This window comes from Duncaniella dubosii, from assembly GCF_004803915.1.
GTDB lineage: Bacteria > Bacteroidota > Bacteroidia > Bacteroidales > Muribaculaceae > Duncaniella > Duncaniella dubosii.
This window is the reverse complement of the sequence record NZ_CP039396.1, coordinates 977,025-994,280: the sequence shown is the minus strand read 5'-3', so window position 1 is coordinate 994,280 and position 17,256 is coordinate 977,025. Positions and strand designations below refer to the sequence as shown.

The 17,256-nt window shown below is 52.9% G+C and carries 14 protein-coding genes and 2 pseudogenes; 7 read left to right on the top strand and 9 right to left on the bottom strand.

Annotation, left to right across the window (positions count from 1 at the left end):
- Positions 1-11 precede the first annotated feature (11 nt).
- The 5 genes and pseudogenes from E7747_RS04320 to E7747_RS17225 form a co-directional block, all read right to left on the bottom strand.
- Positions 12-1,843, bottom strand: a pseudogene (locus E7747_RS04320) (ABC transporter ATP-binding protein).
- Positions 1,844-2,024: 181 nt separating this feature from the next.
- Positions 2,025-2,423 carry a preprotein translocase subunit SecG gene (gene secG, locus E7747_RS04315; protein ID WP_136414339.1) on the bottom strand — a complete coding sequence of 133 codons (399 nt, stop codon included), beginning with the start codon at positions 2,421-2,423 and terminating at the stop codon, positions 2,025-2,027.
- Between the two features lie 181 nt (positions 2,424-2,604).
- Positions 2,605-3,336: a hypothetical protein gene (locus E7747_RS04310; protein ID WP_136414337.1), complete on the bottom strand. Its 732-nt coding sequence runs from the start codon at positions 3,334-3,336 to the stop codon at positions 2,605-2,607.
- An 80-nt stretch (positions 3,337-3,416) separates the two neighbouring features.
- Entirely contained in the window at positions 3,417-3,587 is a 171-nt protein-coding gene (locus E7747_RS17230; RefSeq protein ID WP_262710068.1) for a hypothetical protein, read from the bottom strand.
- Positions 3,588-3,601: 14 nt separating this feature from the next.
- Positions 3,602-3,946: an LptE family protein gene (locus tag E7747_RS17225; RefSeq protein ID WP_262710062.1), complete on the bottom strand. Its 345-nt coding sequence runs from the start codon at positions 3,944-3,946 to the stop codon at positions 3,602-3,604.
- A 157-nt stretch (positions 3,947-4,103) separates the two neighbouring features.
- Here E7747_RS17225 and E7747_RS04300 point away from each other — a divergent pair, with 157 nt between their 5' ends.
- The 6 genes from E7747_RS04300 (at position 4,104) to E7747_RS04275 (ending at position 8,953) form a co-directional block, all read left to right on the top strand.
- Complete coding sequence (locus E7747_RS04300) at positions 4,104-4,679, top strand: DUF4199 domain-containing protein (RefSeq protein WP_136414336.1); 576 nt, start codon at positions 4,104-4,106, stop codon at positions 4,677-4,679.
- An 89-nt stretch (positions 4,680-4,768) separates the two neighbouring features.
- Positions 4,769-5,719, top strand: coding sequence for a glycosyltransferase family 2 protein (locus tag E7747_RS04295; RefSeq protein WP_136414334.1), 951 nt, complete (start codon positions 4,769-4,771; stop codon positions 5,717-5,719).
- 81 nt (positions 5,720-5,800) lie between these two features.
- A complete protein-coding gene (locus E7747_RS04290) occupies positions 5,801-6,337 on the top strand; it encodes a nitroreductase family protein (RefSeq protein WP_136414332.1) in 537 nt (178 codons plus the stop codon).
- Between the two features lie 79 nt (positions 6,338-6,416).
- Positions 6,417-6,926: a DUF6452 family protein gene (locus E7747_RS04285; protein WP_136414330.1), complete on the top strand. Its 510-nt coding sequence runs from the start codon at positions 6,417-6,419 to the stop codon at positions 6,924-6,926.
- Positions 6,927-6,963: 37 nt separating this feature from the next.
- Positions 6,964-7,881, top strand: a complete 918-nt coding sequence (locus E7747_RS04280; RefSeq protein WP_136414328.1) for a DUF6048 family protein — start codon at positions 6,964-6,966, stop codon at positions 7,879-7,881.
- Between the two features lie 91 nt (positions 7,882-7,972).
- Entirely contained in the window at positions 7,973-8,953 is a 981-nt protein-coding gene (locus tag E7747_RS04275) for a PhoH family protein (protein WP_123615665.1), read from the top strand.
- A gap of 231 nt (positions 8,954-9,184) precedes the next feature.
- On the opposite strand, the pseudogene E7747_RS04270 reads toward E7747_RS04275, so the two are convergent.
- Positions 9,185-11,898 (bottom strand): annotated as a pseudogene (locus E7747_RS04270) (DNA gyrase/topoisomerase IV subunit A).
- A gap of 619 nt (positions 11,899-12,517) precedes the next feature.
- On the opposite strand from E7747_RS04270, the gene E7747_RS04265 reads away from it, so the two are divergent.
- Entirely contained in the window at positions 12,518-13,465 is a 948-nt protein-coding gene (locus E7747_RS04265; protein WP_228449254.1) for an alpha/beta hydrolase, read from the top strand.
- A 102-nt stretch (positions 13,466-13,567) separates the two neighbouring features.
- Here the strand turns inward: E7747_RS04265 and E7747_RS04260 are convergent, their stop codons facing one another.
- The 3 genes from E7747_RS04260 to hcp form a co-directional block, all read right to left on the bottom strand.
- On the bottom strand, positions 13,568-14,551 hold the full coding sequence (locus tag E7747_RS04260; protein WP_136414326.1) for a hypothetical protein: 984 nt from the start codon (positions 14,549-14,551) through the stop codon (positions 13,568-13,570).
- Between the two features lie 234 nt (positions 14,552-14,785).
- Positions 14,786-15,325, bottom strand: a complete 540-nt coding sequence (locus tag E7747_RS04255; protein ID WP_136414324.1) for a beta-class carbonic anhydrase — start codon at positions 15,323-15,325, stop codon at positions 14,786-14,788.
- A gap of 128 nt (positions 15,326-15,453) precedes the next feature.
- Positions 15,454-17,097 (bottom strand): hydroxylamine reductase, encoded by a 1,644-nt coding sequence (gene hcp / locus E7747_RS04250; RefSeq protein ID WP_136414322.1) that lies wholly within the window; start codon positions 17,095-17,097, stop codon positions 15,454-15,456.
- Positions 17,098-17,256: the final 159 nt, after the last annotated feature.

The window sequence follows — 17,256 nt, the reverse complement described above, 5'->3', positions numbered from 1 at the left end:
TTGACGGAATGTCAGTTCATCGACTGCATTTCGACAAGTCGGGTATAGTAGCCGTTGAGAGCGAAAAGCTCGTCGTGAGTGCCGCGCTCGACAATCTCTCCTTCGTGGAGCACGCAGATGAGGTCGGCGTTGCGGATGGTCGACAGGCGGTGGGCGATGACGAGCGTTGTGCGGTCTTTCATGAGGCGTTCGAGTGCCTCCTGTACAGACTTCTCGCTTTCGCTGTCGAGAGCCGAGGTCGCCTCGTCGAGAATGAGTATCGGGGGGTTCTTGAGGATTGCTCTGGCAATGGAGAGGCGCTGGCGCTGACCGCCCGACAGACGGCAGCCTCGGTCACCGATGTTGGTGTCGTAGCCCTGCTCGGTGGCGAGGATGAATTCGTGGGCATTGGCGATTTTGGCCGCCTCGATGACCTGCTCTCTTGTGGCGTTCTTGACACCGAAGGATATGTTGTTGAAAATAGTGTCGTTGAAGAGTATCGCTTCCTGATTGACATTGCCCATGTAGCTTCGCAGTTCGTGGACGCGGAGGTCTCGGATGTCACATCCGTCGACCGTGATGCTGCCACGGTCGATGTCGTAGAAGCGGGGTAGAAGGTCGGCGAGGGTCGATTTGCCGCTTCCGCTCTGTCCGACGAGCGCCACGGTGCTTCCGGCCGGGATGTCAAGGTCGATTTTTCTGACCACGGGCTTTCAGGATCGTAGCCGAAGGTCACGTCGCGGTAGGTGATATGTCCCTTGAGGTTCTTGATTTCCTTAGGCGCGACAGGGTCGGTGATGGGATTTGTGGCGGCAAGGATGGCATCGACACGCTCCATCGCCGCGAGACCCTTCTGAATGCTGTAGACAGCTTTCGACAGGTCCTTTGCGGGATTGATGATGCTGTAGAAAATCACCATGTAATATATGAATTCAGGCGCGGTCAGGCTTGTCTTGCCCGAGAGAATCAGCATGCCGCCGAAGCTGAGGACAATGGCCACGGTGATTGTGCCGAGCAGCTCGCTCATTGGGTGGGCGAGTGACTGGCGGCGCTGCACTGATGCGGTGATGTTGAAAAATCGCTGGTTGCCGTCGCGGAAACGCTGCTTTACCTTGTCTTCGGCATTGAAAGCCTTGATGATGCGCAGACCGCCGAGGGTTTCCTCGATGTAGCTCATGATTGTGCCCCACTGCTGCTGTCCCTGAAGCGACTTGCGTTTCAGCCTTTTGCCGACGCGCCCCATGACTGTTCCGGCTATCGGGAGAAGGACAAGCACGAAGATGGTGAGCTGCCATGAAATCATGATCATGCCTGAGAGGCACACGATGATCATCACGGGATTTTTGAAGAGCATGTCGAGCGACGACATGATGGAGTTTTCAATCTCGGCGACGTCGCCTGTCATACGTGCCATCACGTCGCCTTTGCGCTCGGAGGTGAAATAGGCTATCGGCAGCGAGACGATTTTATCGTAGACGAAGTTGCGGATGTCGCGGACGATTCCCGCACGCATCGGAATCACGTAATATAGGCTCGCGTAGGTCGCCCCGGTCTTGAGGGCGGTCATGATGACGAGCATGACCGAAAGCAGGACAAGTGTCCCGACCGGTCCCCAGTTGACTATGCACTCCTGTGTGAGCCAGTAGAAGTTGTTGATTGCCACGTCTTTCAGCGAGGCAGAGCCGAGCGGCATGAATTCATAAGAGGCTTCTTTCACCTTGAATAGCATCTCCAGAATCGGGATTATGAGGGCGAAAGAAAAAAGGGTCAGAAAGGCGGCGAGGAAATTGAATAATATATTGAGAAAAAGATACTTCCTGTAGGGTGGCACGAACCTCATCAGGAGCTGGAAAAAATCTTTCATGCCGATTGCAATGTATTTTGTGACGGTATGAGGTTTTGGTTGTCGGAGAGGGGCATCCGGGGCATCCCGGAGCTACTTATATCAACAACTAAAGCCTGCGCCGACGTTGTTGATGTGTCAGAGCAGGCTATGTGTATGAGATTAACCCTTCGGTGTGGATAGGAATCCGGCTGTGGGTTGATTATTCGGTGGGAGTCTCAGAGTCAGATGCCTGTGCGGGAGCTTCGGCGGGAGTTTCAGTGGCAGCGGGAGCGGGAGTCGCTGCGGGAGCGGCTTCAGGAGCTGCAGTGTTGAAATCACCGGGAATAACCTGCTCGGCGGGAGCGGCGTTTACGCGTGACGAATTGGCGTTGATGGCCTTGGGCATAGAGAATGTTGCAAGAATGGAGAGGAGGCAGATGGCTCCGGCGAGACCCCATGTGAGTTTCTCGATGAAGCTGTTGGTGCGGCGCACACCCATGATCTGGTTTGAACCTGCAAACGATGACGAAAGGCCTCCGCCTTTGGACTTCTGAACGAGCACTACGCAAATCAGGAGCACTGCGCAGATGAGCGTCAGGATAATCAATAAAATATACATAGTTAATTTGATGGTTTATTTTGTTCGCTTAAGCTCGAATTGAGCATCAATTTACGCAGAAAACGCAATTGGTCTGCAAAGTAAACACTTTTTTTTGGATTATTCAAGCTCAAACCGTGAATAATTTCAAAAGCCTTGTCGTAACGGCGACGGCGGATGTAGATTTTTGCAAGACTTTCACTTAGAGAGGTGTCCGAGGCGGTTTCGTGGACGGCTGTCGGGTGGTCGGACGGAGTGGCGGCCGGCGGCGGAGAGGCTGTCTGTCCGCTGTTGACGGCGATGTCTGAAGGGGGCTTGATGCCGGTTGGCTGAGCAGCGGGAGGGACAGGCCGGGGGGAGTGTCGTTGCCGGCGGGTTCGGGGCTTTCGGAGGGAGGCGTGGAAGCCTTGGTGTCATCCTCGGCTGACGTGGCTGCGGGCGATGCTCCCTGCTGTTTCATGATGAAGCTGTCGATGAGGGCTGTCTGCGGGTCTGTTGGATCGGCTGAGGGGGTAGGGAGTGGCTCTTCGCGTTCGAGAACCGCTGAGTAGTCGGCGGTCGGGTTGAAGATGAGACGTTCGAGCAGTCTGTCTTCTTCGGGCGATGAGTGTCCGTAGGTGTTGAGGAAGGTGTCGATGGCATTCTCGGTCGTCACCGGGGCTTTCTTTTCGGGCGGATAGAAGTTTAGCCACGTGTCGCGACGGCTGTCGGAGAGCGCGGCGAAAGCTGCGGGGTCGGGAGCGTTGAGCGCTATCTGTCCGAGCAGCCGGCTGCGGGTTTCGGCCGGAAGAGCGTTGCCTTCGCGCTGCATGAGGGTGAGAGCCGGAAGGGTGAAAAACGGATATTCCTTCATCAGCCGTTCCACGTCGGAAAGCCCGACCGGTATTTCCGGGTCGGAAAGGGTGCGAAGATAATGGCTTAGCGGTTCGTTCATGGCTCTTGGAAAAGGATGAAGGGGGTTAGGTGTCAAGTATTAAGTGACAAGTATCAAGTATTAAGTGCTGGTGGCGGGTGTTACCAGTCGCCGAGAGTGGCGTTGAAGATCAGGTCGACAAGTTCTTTGGAGATTTCGTTGCAGAGCTGGTCCTGCACGTCGGTGAGCATTTCGGAGCTGTCGAAGTCGTGGTAGGCGCTGAACGTCTGGTCGATGTCCTTGCCTTCGGCCTTGTTGTCGATGTAGCGGATCTTGACCTGAATGGTCAGGCGGGTGCGTGAGGCGTATGCGTTTTCGGTGACGGCCTGGGGGAGAGGTTGTAGCCTGTGATCTCGCCTTCGAGCTGCAGGTCGGCGTTGGGGGTGTCGACGGTGCGCAGACGGGTGTTGCGCGAGATATAGTCGAGCAGTTCGTTTTCAAACGTCTGCTGTAGAGGCGGATAGACGAGCGCAGCGCGGATGGGGAAGTTTGATACGTAGATGGTCTTGTAGACGGTGTAGTCGATGGCTGCACCGTTGAGTTTGTAGCTGATACGGCATCCGCCCATCATGCAGGATGCGAGCAGGATCAGCAGGCAGTGGAAGAGATGTGGTATGCGAATTGATTTCATTGAAGTACAAAGTTACAACTTTCTTGAAAAAGTGCCAAAAAATACCTAACTTTGCAAGTCGTGAGCGACTTCGGAGCTTGTCGGGACGGCCTGTCGCGGCCGATTTCCTTCCCCGGCGGGTGTTTTTCGGGAGCGCCCCGGTTCATTTCTAATTCCCATGACAGCAAATCAGAATATAATAACCTCTCCCTATCGCCGTGGTGCCGATTTCGGCTTCATTTTCGGCCTTTACCTGTCGCTGATGTTTTTCAGCTCCATTTTCGCCTCCGCTCTTCCGTTGCTCGGCCTTTTGTCGCTTGTGATGGTTGTATGTGTGCCTGCAGTAATCTATGTGTTCATCAGGCGCTACGACAAGGAACTTCAGGAGTGTGCCACTTTCCCGATGATGTGGATGCTCGGAGTGGTGGTGTTTGTCTGCGGAATCCTCATTTCGGGCGCTCTGCTTGTGGTCTACATGAAGTGGATCGAGCCTGATTTCATCATGGGGCAGCTGCAGGGGCTGATAGAGCTTGGCAAGAACGCGCCCGGGACGGCGCTCGAAGAGGCCGGCGGGATAGCCGCCCAGATGATCGAGGCCAATTTCATCCCCTCGCCGATCGCAATCGTGAGCGAGATTATCATGGCGGCGATTGTCAGCGGTTCGATTCTGTCGATTGTCATCAGCGCTCTCATTGCCCTGCGCCACAAGCTGCAGCGCCAGCGTCGCGGACGGATCGACGGTGCGGACGAATAAATGGCCGATGCCTCTTCCGGCACGGATACTTCATTTGCAAACGACACATTCACTACTACAAATCACAATAACCCCAATCCCACGGACTTATGGATATATCAGTGGTCATACCCCTTTACAATGAAGCCGAGTCGCTTCCGGAGCTTGCGGCATGGATTGAACGTGTCATGGCTGACCACGACTTCACATACGAAGTGATTTTTGTCGACGACGGAAGCACCGACGACTCTTGGAAGGTGATAGAGAAGCTTTGCGCCAAGAATCCGGGAATGCACGGGATTTCGTTCAGACGCAACTATGGCAAGTCGCCGGCTCTCAACACCGGTTTCAAGGCTGCGAAAGGCGACGTAGTAATCACGATGGACGCCGACCTTCAGGATTCGCCCGACGAAATCCCCGAGCTTTACAGGATGATTATGCGCGACGGCTACGACCTCGTGTCGGGATGGAAGCGCAAGCGCTACGACCCGCTGTCGAAGACAATCCCCACCAAGCTATTCAACGCGACCGCACGCAAGGTGAGCGGCATAAAGAATCTGCACGACTTCAACTGCGGTCTGAAGGCTTACCGCCTTGAGGTGGTGAAGCATATCGAGGTCTACGGCGACATGCACCGCTATATTCCCTATCTTGCCAAGAATGCAGGTTTCAACCGCATCGGGGAGAAGGAGGTCCATCATCAGGCGCGTAAATACGGAACGACGAAGTTTGGCCTCGACCGTTTTGTCAACGGCTATCTCGACCTTGCAACCTTATGGTTCACCGGGAAGTTCGGGGCTAAGCCGATGCACTTCTTCGGTCTTCTGGGCTCGCTCATGTTCATAGTCGGCTTTATCGCCGTCATGGTGGTCGGTTTCGGCAAGCTCTGGGACATGTATCACGGCAATCCCTACATCCTTGTCACGGATTCTCCCTATTTCTATCTCGCTCTGACGATGATGATATTAGGCACGATGCTGTTTCTGACTGGGTTTATCGGCGAGCTGATTGTCCGTAACGCCCCGGGGCGCAATCACTATGAAATCAAGAGCGAACTCTGACACGACGGTGAGTCGCCGCAAAGACCGTGTGTCTCGGCTTTAATCAAACATTCAAAAAAATACAGAATTACATATATTCTCATGAAATCAAACGCATATCCCCAATTATATCGCCTTTGCGAGCAGCGCTATTCATGCCGCGCCTATTCCGACCGCAAGGTTGAGCGCGACACTGTGCTTACCGTCCTTGACATCGTGCGCCTCGCGCCGTCGGCCTGCAACCGTCAGCCGTGGAAATTCCTTGTGGCTGATTCCGACGAGCAGCGCGCGGCTATCCTGAGCAGCTATGACCGCGAGTGGATACGCACCGCTCCGGAATTTATCGTCGCATGCGGCATCCATGACGAGGCTTGGCACCGAGGCTGCGACGGCAAGGATCACACTGATGTCGATGTCTCGATAGCCGTCGAGCATCTCTGTCTGGCCGCCACCTCGCTCGGTCTCGGGACTTGCTGGGTCTGCAATTTCGATCCCAAGGCGATTGCCGAGGCTTTCGGTCTGCCCGAAGGCGTAGAGCCGGTCGCTATTATTCCGCTCGGCTATCCGGCTGAGGGAGTCGAAGTTCCCGCCAAGAAGCGCAAGGAGCTTGACGAGATTGTCAAGTGGGGACGGTTTTAAGTACAAAGTACAAAGTGTTAAGTACGAAGTATTAAGTGCTAAGTACGATGTGTAAAAGTTTTAAGTTTTAAGTAAGTTTTTGAAAGCGCTTTTTAACATAGTTGCCGTCGGGGGCTGTATCTGGGCTGCTGTGAGTTCGTGTAGCAATGTCGGTTGTACGGAAAACCAGAATTCATTGCCGCTCGCAGGTTTCTACTCGATGTCGACCAAACAGCAGATCACTCCCGACTCGGTGGCTGTCGGCGGGGTCGATGCTCCGAACGATACCCTGCTTCTCGGACCGGGGTCGCGTGTGTCGCAGCTCTATCTCCCTTTCCGTTCCACCAAGCCGTCGACGGAGTTCTATTTTCAATATAAACAGAAGGCTCTTGACTTTCCGTGGCTAATCGACACGCTGCGTTTCGACTATGTGGCCACGCCATATTTCGCGTCGGAAGACTGCGGGGCGATGTATCACTACCGTATTACGTCTTATAGCTATACGACTCATCTCATTGACTCTGTGGCAGTGACCGACTCGCTTATAACCAACATCGACCACGAGACAATCCAGATTTATTTCCGCACGGCGGAGGAAGAGGAAGAATGAGAGGACAGGAGTAAAGTTTAAGAGGCTAACAATCAAGATGTATAGTTTTAAACATATATTTTCGTGCTTCGCGTCTGCGCTACGGGTGGCCGTGGCGGTCGTTCTGGCATTGGCCGCGACCGAGGTGTCGGCACAGCGGCGTGTGACCCCTGTCACTCCCGATGTGCCCAAGACAATCCCCGATTCAGAGCGCCAGAAGCGTCTCGACCGCACACATGTCGTGGAGCAGATCGACGCTCAGGGCCGTAAGATTCTTGTCGATACGGTGACAGGCACCGAGGTTGTCGACTCGCTGCTGCTGCCCGTGCCTCCGAAGATGGAATATCCGCTTCTCCACGAGGTGGTCGGTGGTGTCAATCTGTGGAATCCCATCATGCGTGCATTCGGACAACATTACGGTCTTGGCGACGTGTGGGCGGAGGTGAGTCTCCACAACCGCTATTTCCCGTTTCTGGCAATCGGTGTCGACAATTGCAATGACACTCCCGACGGTTCGAACTTCACGTTCAGAGTCCCGGTGTCGCCCTACGTCAAAATCGGTGCGTCATACAACTTTTTCTATAACTCCAATCCGGACTACAAGTTGCAGATGGGCCTGAGATACGGGTTTACGAATTTCAAGTGGAACGTCGACAATGTGACAGTCGATGACAGCTATTGGGGCGAGGAAGGAAAATTCTCTATTGCCGACAGGAAGTCGACCGCCGGTTATCTCGAAGTGACTTTCGGAATCAAGGTGAAGGTGCTGAAGAGCTGGTCGCTCGGCTGGACGATAATCTACCACTCAATCCTCCACGAAACCAAGAGCGATGTCGGCAAGCCGATGTTCATCCCCGGTTACGGCAAGCGCGGTTCGGCGGTGACAGGCGGTTTTTCACTTATGTACACGATTCCGCTAAACAAAAACAAAACTGCGGAAGTTAATAAAATAAAAGAGGGAGACTCCGGATATTGACGACCCGGCATCATAATATAATAAGATAATAAGGAACGCGCGCGAGACATCTTCCTCTGCAACGAGGGACTAATTTAACACAGACACCTGAATGATTGAAAGAATCGTAATCATAGACAATGTAGACCCCGTCAGTTTCTACGGTGTCAACAACAGCAACATGCAGCTTATCCGCAATCTTTTCCCTAAATTGCGCATGGCAGCCCGCGGGTCGGTCATCAAGGTGATCGGCGACGAGCATGAGACCGCCGAGTTCGAGAAGCGCATCAAGGAGCTTGAGGAATATTGCATCAAGTACAACAAGCTGACCGAGGAGGTGATTCTCGACATCGTTAAGGGCAAGTCGCCAGAGACTCCGCGCAATGACAATGTGATTATCTACGGCATCAACGGCAAGCCTATCAGTCCGCGCAACGAGAATCAGGCGCTGATGGTGAAATCGGTCCGCGAGAATGACCTGACATTTGCCCTCGGGCCTGCCGGAACTGGAAAGACCTACATAGCCATCGCCTTGGCCGTAAGGGCGCTGAAAAACCGCGAAGTGCGCAAGATAATCCTGTCGCGTCCTGCCGTAGAGGCCGGCGAGAAGCTCGGTTTTCTGCCGGGCGACATGAAAGACAAGATCGATCCTTATCTCCAGCCTCTCTACGATGCTCTCGAAGACATGATTCCGGCGGTCAAGCTTAAGGAATACATGGAGACGAATGTCATTCAGATTGCTCCGCTCGCTTTCATGCGAGGACGCACGCTCAACGATGCTGTGATCGTGCTTGACGAGGCGCAAAACACCACCGTCCAGCAGATCAAGATGTTCCTTACACGCTTGGGCATGAACGCCAAGATGATCATTACGGGCGACGCCACACAGATTGACCTTCCGCGTTCGGTGACATCGGGGCTGATTCAGGCTCTGAAGGTGCTGAAGGATGTCCCCGGCATAGGCAAGATTGAATTTGCGAAGAAGGATATTGTCCGCCATGCTCTCGTCCAGCGCATTGTCGATGCCTACAATCATTTCGACAAGGAGCAGGAAGCCGAAACGGCAACAGCTCATAGCGCTGAGGAACAGTAAGTCCCTCAGATAGAAGCCATAGGGGTACAAAAATACATAACAGACAAAAAGAGATACAGAAATTCAGAATAGACAAAAATAACACATCTTTTAGTCCGTATGGCACGATAAGTTGAAAAACTTTTTCTGCCTGAATCAAGTCTAAAAGATGTGTTATTTTTGTCTATTCTGAATTTCTGTACCTTTATATTCTTCTTTCTGAACCTTTTGGCCTCTTTGATAGACAGGGAGTTAGAAAAGTCGCCGCTGGCCGGTGAGTTCGTCGCGGATTTCATCGTCACTGCGTTCCGGCTCGATTGACGGGTCGGGTTCGGGAGCTGTTTCGGGCTGTGACTGTTCGTCGGTTGAATCGTCGTCATCGTCCACCTCGTCGGTAACGACCGGTTCAAGTTCGGTGATGTGGTCGATTGCAAAAGTGGTGAGTCGTTTGCCTTTGGCCTTGAACGACTTGACGGCGATGAAATCGCGGGCGATGACTTCCATCGCAGGACGGAATGAGTCGGCCCCCCGAATGTCACTTCTATGCGCAGTCCCGGCTCGTCGCTGAGCAGGATAAGTTCCGACTTCTCGTTTTCGCCGAGATAGCGCTGGGTCTTCGCCGAGGGTTCGAAGGTGAAGCGTTTGAGGTAAGGATATTTCTGGTCGGCATCGTTGAGGATGGCTGTCCAGACCTTGTGTGGGTCGAACTTCTCGATGCGGAGGATGTTGTCGGGGTAGTGGTTTGAGGCATCGAATGTCGAGGTGTAGTATTCGCCGTTTTTCTGGATGACGAGCACGAGGTCGCCGGTGTTGAATTCTCCGAGATAGTTGCCACGGCTGTCGTAGTTGAGTCGCATGACATCGGGATCGAACCACACGTCGCGTCCGCCGAGTGTCGAGCGTCCGGCTGCTTTGAGCGAGAAGCGGTGGACTTCGTTGCGGGTGACGATGTTGCCGATGGCGCTGCGCCCCTTTATGGCGAGTTCGGAGAAATCGACATCAAACTGTAGTGTCTTCAGGCGCAGTTTGGGCTTGAGTGTCACCTTGACCACCTCGGCCTCGCCGTTGTGGTTGACGGTAAACCAGCAGACCTTGCTTCCGGGGAGTCCGGGAGTGAGGTTATAGTCCTTGTCGCGCGTGATGCCGGTGACGAAGAAGCGCTTCATGTAGTATGTACCGCCCTTGCCGTTCTGGTAGATGGCGTTGTAGACGGTGCGTTTGTCGTTGCGTTTGAACACGTCGACGTGTATGATTCCCTTGCCGACGAAAAGTTTTTCCTGCACCTTGACCACCTTGTAGCGGCCGTCCTTGTAGAAGATGATGATGTCGTCGATCGACGAGCAGTTGCAGAGGTATTCGTCTTTTTTGAGCGATGTCCCGATGAAACCTTCCTCGCGGTCGATGTAGAGCTTCTCGTTGGCCTCGGCCACTGCGGTGGCCTGAATGCTGTCGAAGTTCCTGATGACGGTCATGCGCGGATATGCCTCTCCGTATTTGTGCTTGAGGCTGGCATACCAGTCGATGGTGTAGGCGGTGAGGTTGTCAAGTTTGGAGTTGAGGTCGGCGATGCGTTCGTGGAATGCCGCGATCTGCTCCTCGCATTTGGTGACGTTGAATTTGAGGATGCGCCCCATCTTGATTTCGAAGAGGCGGATGATGTCGTCGTCGGTGACTTCGCGGATAAAGATATCCTTGAATTTTTCGAGTCGTCCGCGTATATGGGCTATCGCCTGTTCGCGGTTCTCGCTTTCCTCATAGCCTTTGTCCTTATAGATGCGCTCCTCGATGAAGATCCGTTCGAGGGATGCGAAGTGGAGCTGTTCGCGGACTTCGCCGAGCTGTATCCTCAGTTCCTGTCCGAGTATGTCGCGTGTGCGGTCGACGTTGTGGCGGAGCACGTCGCTCACGCCGATGAAGTGTGGCTTGTTGTCGGAAATCACGCAGCAGTTGGGCGAGACCGATACCTCGCAGTCGGTGAAGGCATAGAGGGCGTCGATGGTCTTGTCGCTCGATGTTCCGGGGAGAAGGTAGACAATCACGTTTGCTGTCTGGGCGGTATTGTCGACCACGGAGCGGATTTTGATTTTTCCTGCTTCCTGAGCCTTGACGATCGACTCTATGAGGGTCGCCGTTGTCTTGCCGTAGGGGATTTCGGTGATTGCGAGGGTCTTGTTGTCGATTTTCTCGATTTTGGCGCGAATCTTGACCACGCCGCCGCGCTCGCCGTCGTTGTAGCGCGACACGTCGATAGAGCCTCCCGTGAAGAAGTCGGGATAGAGTGTGAAGGGTTCGCCGCGCAGATATGAGATCGCCGCGTCGATGATTTCGTTGAAGTTGTGAGGCAGAATCTTTGACGAGAGTCCGACCGCGATACCCTCAGCGCCTTTCGAGAGCAGGAGGGGGAATTTGACCGGGAGAGTGACGGGCTCTTTTTTTCGTCCGTCGTAGCTGAGAGTCCATTCGGTCACCTTGGGATTGTAGACCACGTCGAGGGCGAACTGCGAGAGGCGTGCTTCGATGTATCGTCCTGCCGCTGCGCCAGCGCCTGTGAGCGTGTTGCCCCAGTTTCCCTGAGTCTCGACGAGGAGTTCTTTCTGTCCGAGCTGTACGAGGGCTTCGTAGATCGACGCATCGCCGTGGGGGTGGAACTGCATGGTGTTGCCCACGATGTTGGCCACCTTGTTGAAGCGACCGTCGTCGAGCAGCTTCATCGAGTGGAGTATGCGTCGCTGCACGGGTTTGAGACCGTCCTCGATGTTGGGGACAGCTCGCTCAAGAATCACGTAGCTCGCATAGTCGAGAAACCAGCTCTGGTACATGCCGCGCAGCTGGTGGCGGATGGTGTCGTTGCTGGTGTCGACGATTATTTTCGGATCAAAATTGTCGGCATGGCCGGGTGGGTTTTCTTCCGGTGTGAAGCCGTCGTTTTCGTCCAAGGTATCCGTTGTGAAGTTGTCCTCGCTCATAAACAGGGTGCTCTATTGTATTTCTATTGGCAAAATTACGAAAAATTCCGCGTTTTTCCTATTGTAAAATTTCATTGCGCTGATGGGCCTGAGCTTTGGAGTAGAGCGGTAGTGCGGGAAGGGTGCCATAGATTCATCCTGAAATCTGAAAATGGCAAAATGTTGCCAAAAGCTGTGATTTTCGCTAAAAAATCCATTCGTTTTGATGAATTTTGGTCACGATGCTAAAAAATATGTTAAAACGGAGGATTTTTGTTGCAGAAAAGTTTGTAGATTCTGCAAAAGTGCGTAAATTTGCAATGTGTTTTTCATGGTATTAGATTTAAGGTTAACTAAGATTGGTTGTCGAGAGACAATCAATTCTTTTTTATAGCTACATTGACAACAGCCGGTCTCTATGGTGCAGCGTAGTCTGCGTCGGAGGCCGGCATTTATTTTTCGGAGAATATTGCATATCTTTGACGGCGGTCTTAAACCGATTTTCATGATAAAGGTGCATGTTGTATGCGTATTTCATTAGGAATTAGCTATATACATGGAAGCAGATTATATAATTATTTGATATACGATGAAGAATTTTGTTTTTTTACTTGGCTGTGTCATGTCGTCGTTGTGCGGCATGAATGCGCAGACGGTTTCCGACAGTATCATGCGTGTTGAGGCTGAGGCTTTTCGTCGCGGACTGCCGGAGGGATTGCAGTCGTCTCAGAAAGATGCCATCCTGCGGGCGATAGAGGGTGATTGCGAGGCGCTGGAGAGGGTGCGCCACGGACGCAATTCGAAGCCTCCGCTACGCGAGGGGGTGGTCACGCGTGACCTCTCTCCGACGATGAGGCTATATGGGCCTGAGGGTGTCGGCGGGGCGCTTCCGCTGCTGATATATTTTCATGGCGGGGGCTGGACGATAGGAAGCATCAACAGTTGTGCACGTTTCTGTCAGGAGGTGGCGGCGAGCGGCAAGGCGAGGGTGCTTGCGGTCGACTATCGACTTGCGCCGGAGTCGCCCTATCCGGCCGGGCTTGAGGATTGCCGCGAGGCCGTGGGCTTTGCTTTCGGGAATGCCGCGGAAATCGGCGCTGATTCCGACAGGGTGTTTGTCGGGGGCGACAGCTCGGGTGGAAATCTCGCGCTGGCTACCGCACTTTCCGGCGACGAGTGTTGCAGGCGGCTCGCAGGTGTGGTGTGTTTCTATCCGGTGACGAAGGCTTATCCTGACGGTTCGGCTTCGTGGGGTGACTACGGGTCGGGCTATGGTCTGGATGCGGATCTGATGGAGGCTTTCAATAGTGCGTATATCGGTCATCTTAAAGGCGATGTCGCGGGCGATGTCAATGTCGGCGACCTGAGTGATGAGGCGCTTGAGCATCTGCCCCGGACTCTGCTTGTGGCTGCCGGGCGCGACATTCTCTGCAATCAAGGACGCGAGTTTGCGACAAGGGTAGGGGCGCAACGGCTGACGAGGGTTGAGTTTCCACAGGCAGTCCACCTTTTCATCACTGTCGGCGGTCAGCCCGAGGCATTCCGCCGGGCTGTCGAACTGACGGTCGGGTTTATAGAAGGGGAGTAGACCGGTCACTCCCGATATATTGATTTCATTAAACGGATAACCCCGCTCCACATTTCGGTGTGAAGCGGGGTTGATGTTTTTTATCCTATGACGGGAAATTGATTACTTGTTGATGAATTTCTTGCCGTTCTGGATAACGATGCCCTTGTATTCCTTGCTTACGCGCTGGCCAAGTACGTTGTACATGGGAGCGTCGGGGTTGAGGGTTTCGTCAGCGATGATGTTGCTGATACCAGACTGACCGGCTGCAGTGAATTCAAAGCCATAGAGACCTACCTGGCTTTTGGGGTTGAAGAGGTAGTAAGACTGACCGGCTTTTACAGGGAAGCTTACATAGCCGAGAGCGGGACGGTTCTGGGTGATGCCGTTGGTGTGCTGGAGGATGTAATCTTCAGGCATTTTACCAACATTGAGATACTTGGCATTGCCTTCGTCTACGCTGCCTTCAAAAGCGAAGCCTGTGTTCTGATAGAATATGGCAACATCGATGGATTCGGGAGCAAGAGGCTGTTTTGTTGCAGCGTCAACGATGTAGGTGAGGTGATTGCCCTTATTGATATATACAGCTGTCTTAAGAGTTCCGTCAGCTTTAGCATCAAACTTCCAGTACATACCTTTTGCGGGCATGTCCATTCCGGGTTCCCAATAAGTACCTGCCACACGGAATACTTCGTCTCCGTCAGAGTTGGTTTCGTAGTAGTACCAAGAAACTGATTCGGGATTGCCCTGACCCATGAGATACTGTGCGAATGTAGGATTGCAGCCGTCGACGATGAGGGCGTCGTTGCCGTCTACAGAACCTTTGAGCTGCCATGCGTCTGCTCCGGTTGCAATAGTTTTGTCTGCATTGGGGGTTGAGAGGCCGGTGAGGGTGATGTTAGCTGTTGAGGCCGAGATTTGTGAAGTGCTGAGTTCACCGGGTTTGCTTGTGTCGGGGGCTTCAGCTGTGCCTCCTGCATAGATATTGTTTGTCAGTTTTTCAAGTGTAGCTGTTGTAAGGTCAAAGTCAGCTGCGCGCCAGATTTCCTGAGCGTTAACAGACCATGCCATGCATGCCACGGCAGCAAGAGTAAAGATTTTCTTCATAAGGTTGAATTTTTAAGGTTATGGTATTATTAATGTTGAAAATTTATTTTCGGAAAGTATCGTGGATGTGATTAAATACTAACTTTAATTCTTGTATGAAGCCAAAGTTTTGACGCGGGGCAAAGTTATAAAATATTTTTATAATAAAATAGATTTATTGAATTTATTTTCATTTATTTTTAGTTAAATCTATGCGGCTGTTAAATCAGACATATGTCGGGGGCTTATTGTATGTCAGATGTTTTGGAGGAGACCTGTGGCTGAGTCCATGATGTAGCCGCTGACTCGGACATCCTTGGCCATCAGAGGGTGGTTGCGGATGAGGTTGACGGTCTCTGCGACGGCTTCGGGAGTGTCGGTGAATCCGTGAAGCCAGCTGTTTAGGTCGATTCCGCAGTGGCGCATGAGCGATATGTGTTCCTCGTCGATTCCGCGTTCACGCATCAGGTGGAGCATTTCCTCGGCATCCATGCCCTGCACACCGCAGCCGGTGTGGCCTATGACCATGATCTCGTTGACTCCGAGTTCGTAGACAGCCACGAGCAGCGAACGCATGGTGGAGTCAAAGGGATTGGTGATTGTGCCGCCGGCGTTCTTGATCATCTTGACATCTCCATTACGGATACCGAGGGCGGCCGGGAGGAGCTCGACAAGACGTGTGTCCATGCAGGTCACGATTGCTATGCGTTTGTCGGGATACTTGGATGTCTCATAGCGGCGATAGCCTTCAGAGGCTACGAACTCGCGATTATACCGAATAATTTCGTCAATCATTGCAGTGAGTTTTTTAATCTATTTTTCGGGGTTTCTTATCGGATACGGGTTTTATGTTGCAAAGATATATAAAAAACAGAGTGCCACAAGCTGTGGCACTCTGAAAAATTTTTAATCACGGCTCTGTCTTATTTTCCGACAAGAGTGTCGATGTCTTCGTCGACGGTAGAGATGGTGGCGATGTTGAATTTCTCTTTCAACACCTTTAGGATATCGGGGGTGAAGAAAGCCGGAAGGGTAGGTCCTGTATGGATGTTCCTGACTCCGAGGCTCAGGAGCGCGAGAAGCACGATGACGGCTTTCTGCTCATACCACGCAATGTTGTAGACTATCGGAAGGTCATTGATGTCTTTCAGACCCAATGCCTCCTTCAAGGCAGTAGCGATGACCACGAGCGAGTAGCTGTCGTTGCACTGGCCTGCATCGAGGACACGCGGGACTCCCTCGATGTCGCCGAGCGGTAGTTTGTTGTAGCGGTATTTAGCGCATCCGGCTGTCAGAATCACACAGTCTTCAGGAAGTTTCTCGGCAAATTCGGTGTAATATTTTCTCGACGGGAAGCGACCGTCGCAGCCTGCCATGACGACAAATTTCCGGATTTTTCCGCGTTTGATGAGGTCGATGATCTTCGGTGCGAGGGCGAGCACCTGATTGTGGGCGAATCCGGCTACGATTTTTCCGTTTTCAATTGCCTGCGGGGGCTGGCAGGAGGCCGCACGGCTGATGAGCTCCGAAAAATCTTTTCTGCCGTCCTTGCCGGAGGCTATGTGCCGGGTTCCGGGCATGCCTACTACACCGGTCGTGTAGACACGGTCGGTGTATGTGGCGTTTTTGCGAGGAGGGACTATACAGTTTGACGTAAAGAGAAACATTCCGTTGAAAGTCTCGAATTCATCAGTCTGTTTCCACCACGCGTTGCCGTAGTTACCGGCGAAATGCGGGAATTTCTTGAAGAACGGGTAGCTCTGGGCGGGTAGCATTTCGGAGTGGGTATATATGTCGACGCCTTTTCCTTCGGACTGCACGAGCAGCTCTTCAAGATCCTTCAGGTCGTGCCCGCTGACAAGGATGCCCGGGCGGTCGCGTACACCTATCCCGACTTCGGTGATTTCGGGGTTGCCATAGGTCGAGGTGTTGGCCTTGTCGAGAAGGGCCATAGCCCTGACACCGCCTTCGCCGACATTGATTACAAGTGAGAAAAGCTCGTCGGCACTGATGTCTGACCGGCTTACCTCGGCGAGCGCGTTTTCGATTATCGTATAGACATCTTCGTCCTCATAGCCAAGGTTCGCGGCATGACGGGCGTAGGCTGCCATGCCTTTGCAGCCGTAGACAGCGAGCTGTTTGATGGCGCGGATGTCGGCGTTTTTTTCGGCGAGAACACCTGTGAACGCTTCAGCCTTTTCATATTCGTCGGCCTTGGCCTGAAACTCGACTTCCGGGAGACCGGGGAGCGGTATTTCCTCCTTTTTCGCTTGTCCGCAAAGGATGTTTTTAAGCTTGAACGCCTGTGTGATGTAGTCGTCAAGCATCGGATTGTCGAAGTTTGCGTTTGTGATTGTGGTGAAGAGTGCATCGATAATGAAGTGTGACGCTTCTCTTGACGGGGTGTTTTTTTCACGCAGAGCGCGGTTGACGATTGCGATGCCACGGGTGGCATACAAGAGAAGATCCATCCGGGCTGATGTCTCTGCTTTTTTTCCGCAGACTCCTTGCAGGGTACAGCCTGTTCCCTTTGCTGTCTCCTGACATTGATAACAAAACATGTCCATAGTCGATAAGTGTGTTTGTTTAGATAGTAGCCGGGTATATTAATGTGTGTACATGTCAAGGTGGTATAATTAATTACGGCTGTCATTTTAACAGCTCCGGGGGCTTTTATGTTCAAAGCAAAGGCCGCAGTCCATTCCGGGAACGGAAGGATTGCGGCC

Excerpts from the sequence above, each read along its gene's own strand:
- hcp (WP_136414322.1), bottom strand. The coding sequence starts at position 17,097 with ATGGACATGTTTTGTTATCAATGTCAGGAGACAGCAAAGGGAACAGGC.
- E7747_RS04310 (WP_136414337.1), bottom strand. The coding sequence starts at position 3,336 with ATGAACGAACCGCTAAGCCATTATCTTCGCACCCTTTCCGACCCGGAA.
- E7747_RS04265 (WP_228449254.1), top strand. The coding sequence starts at position 12,518 with ATGAATGCGCAGACGGTTTCCGACAGTATCATGCGTGTTGAGGCTGAG.
- E7747_RS04295 (WP_136414334.1), top strand. The coding sequence starts at position 4,769 with ATGGATATATCAGTGGTCATACCCCTTTACAATGAAGCCGAGTCGCTT.
- secG (WP_136414339.1), bottom strand. The coding sequence starts at position 2,423 with ATGTATATTTTATTGATTATCCTGACGCTCATCTGCGCAGTGCTCCTG.
- E7747_RS04275 (WP_123615665.1), top strand. The coding sequence starts at position 7,973 with ATGATTGAAAGAATCGTAATCATAGACAATGTAGACCCCGTCAGTTTC.
- E7747_RS04260 (WP_136414326.1), bottom strand. The coding sequence starts at position 14,551 with ATGAAGAAAATCTTTACTCTTGCTGCCGTGGCATGCATGGCATGGTCT.
- E7747_RS04290 (WP_136414332.1), top strand. The coding sequence starts at position 5,801 with ATGAAATCAAACGCATATCCCCAATTATATCGCCTTTGCGAGCAGCGC.
- E7747_RS04280 (WP_136414328.1), top strand. The coding sequence starts at position 6,964 with ATGTATAGTTTTAAACATATATTTTCGTGCTTCGCGTCTGCGCTACGG.
- E7747_RS04255 (WP_136414324.1), bottom strand. The coding sequence starts at position 15,325 with ATGATTGACGAAATTATTCGGTATAATCGCGAGTTCGTAGCCTCTGAA.
- E7747_RS04300 (WP_136414336.1), top strand. The coding sequence starts at position 4,104 with ATGACAGCAAATCAGAATATAATAACCTCTCCCTATCGCCGTGGTGCC.
- E7747_RS17225 (WP_262710062.1), bottom strand. The coding sequence starts at position 3,946 with ATGAAATCAATTCGCATACCACATCTCTTCCACTGCCTGCTGATCCTG.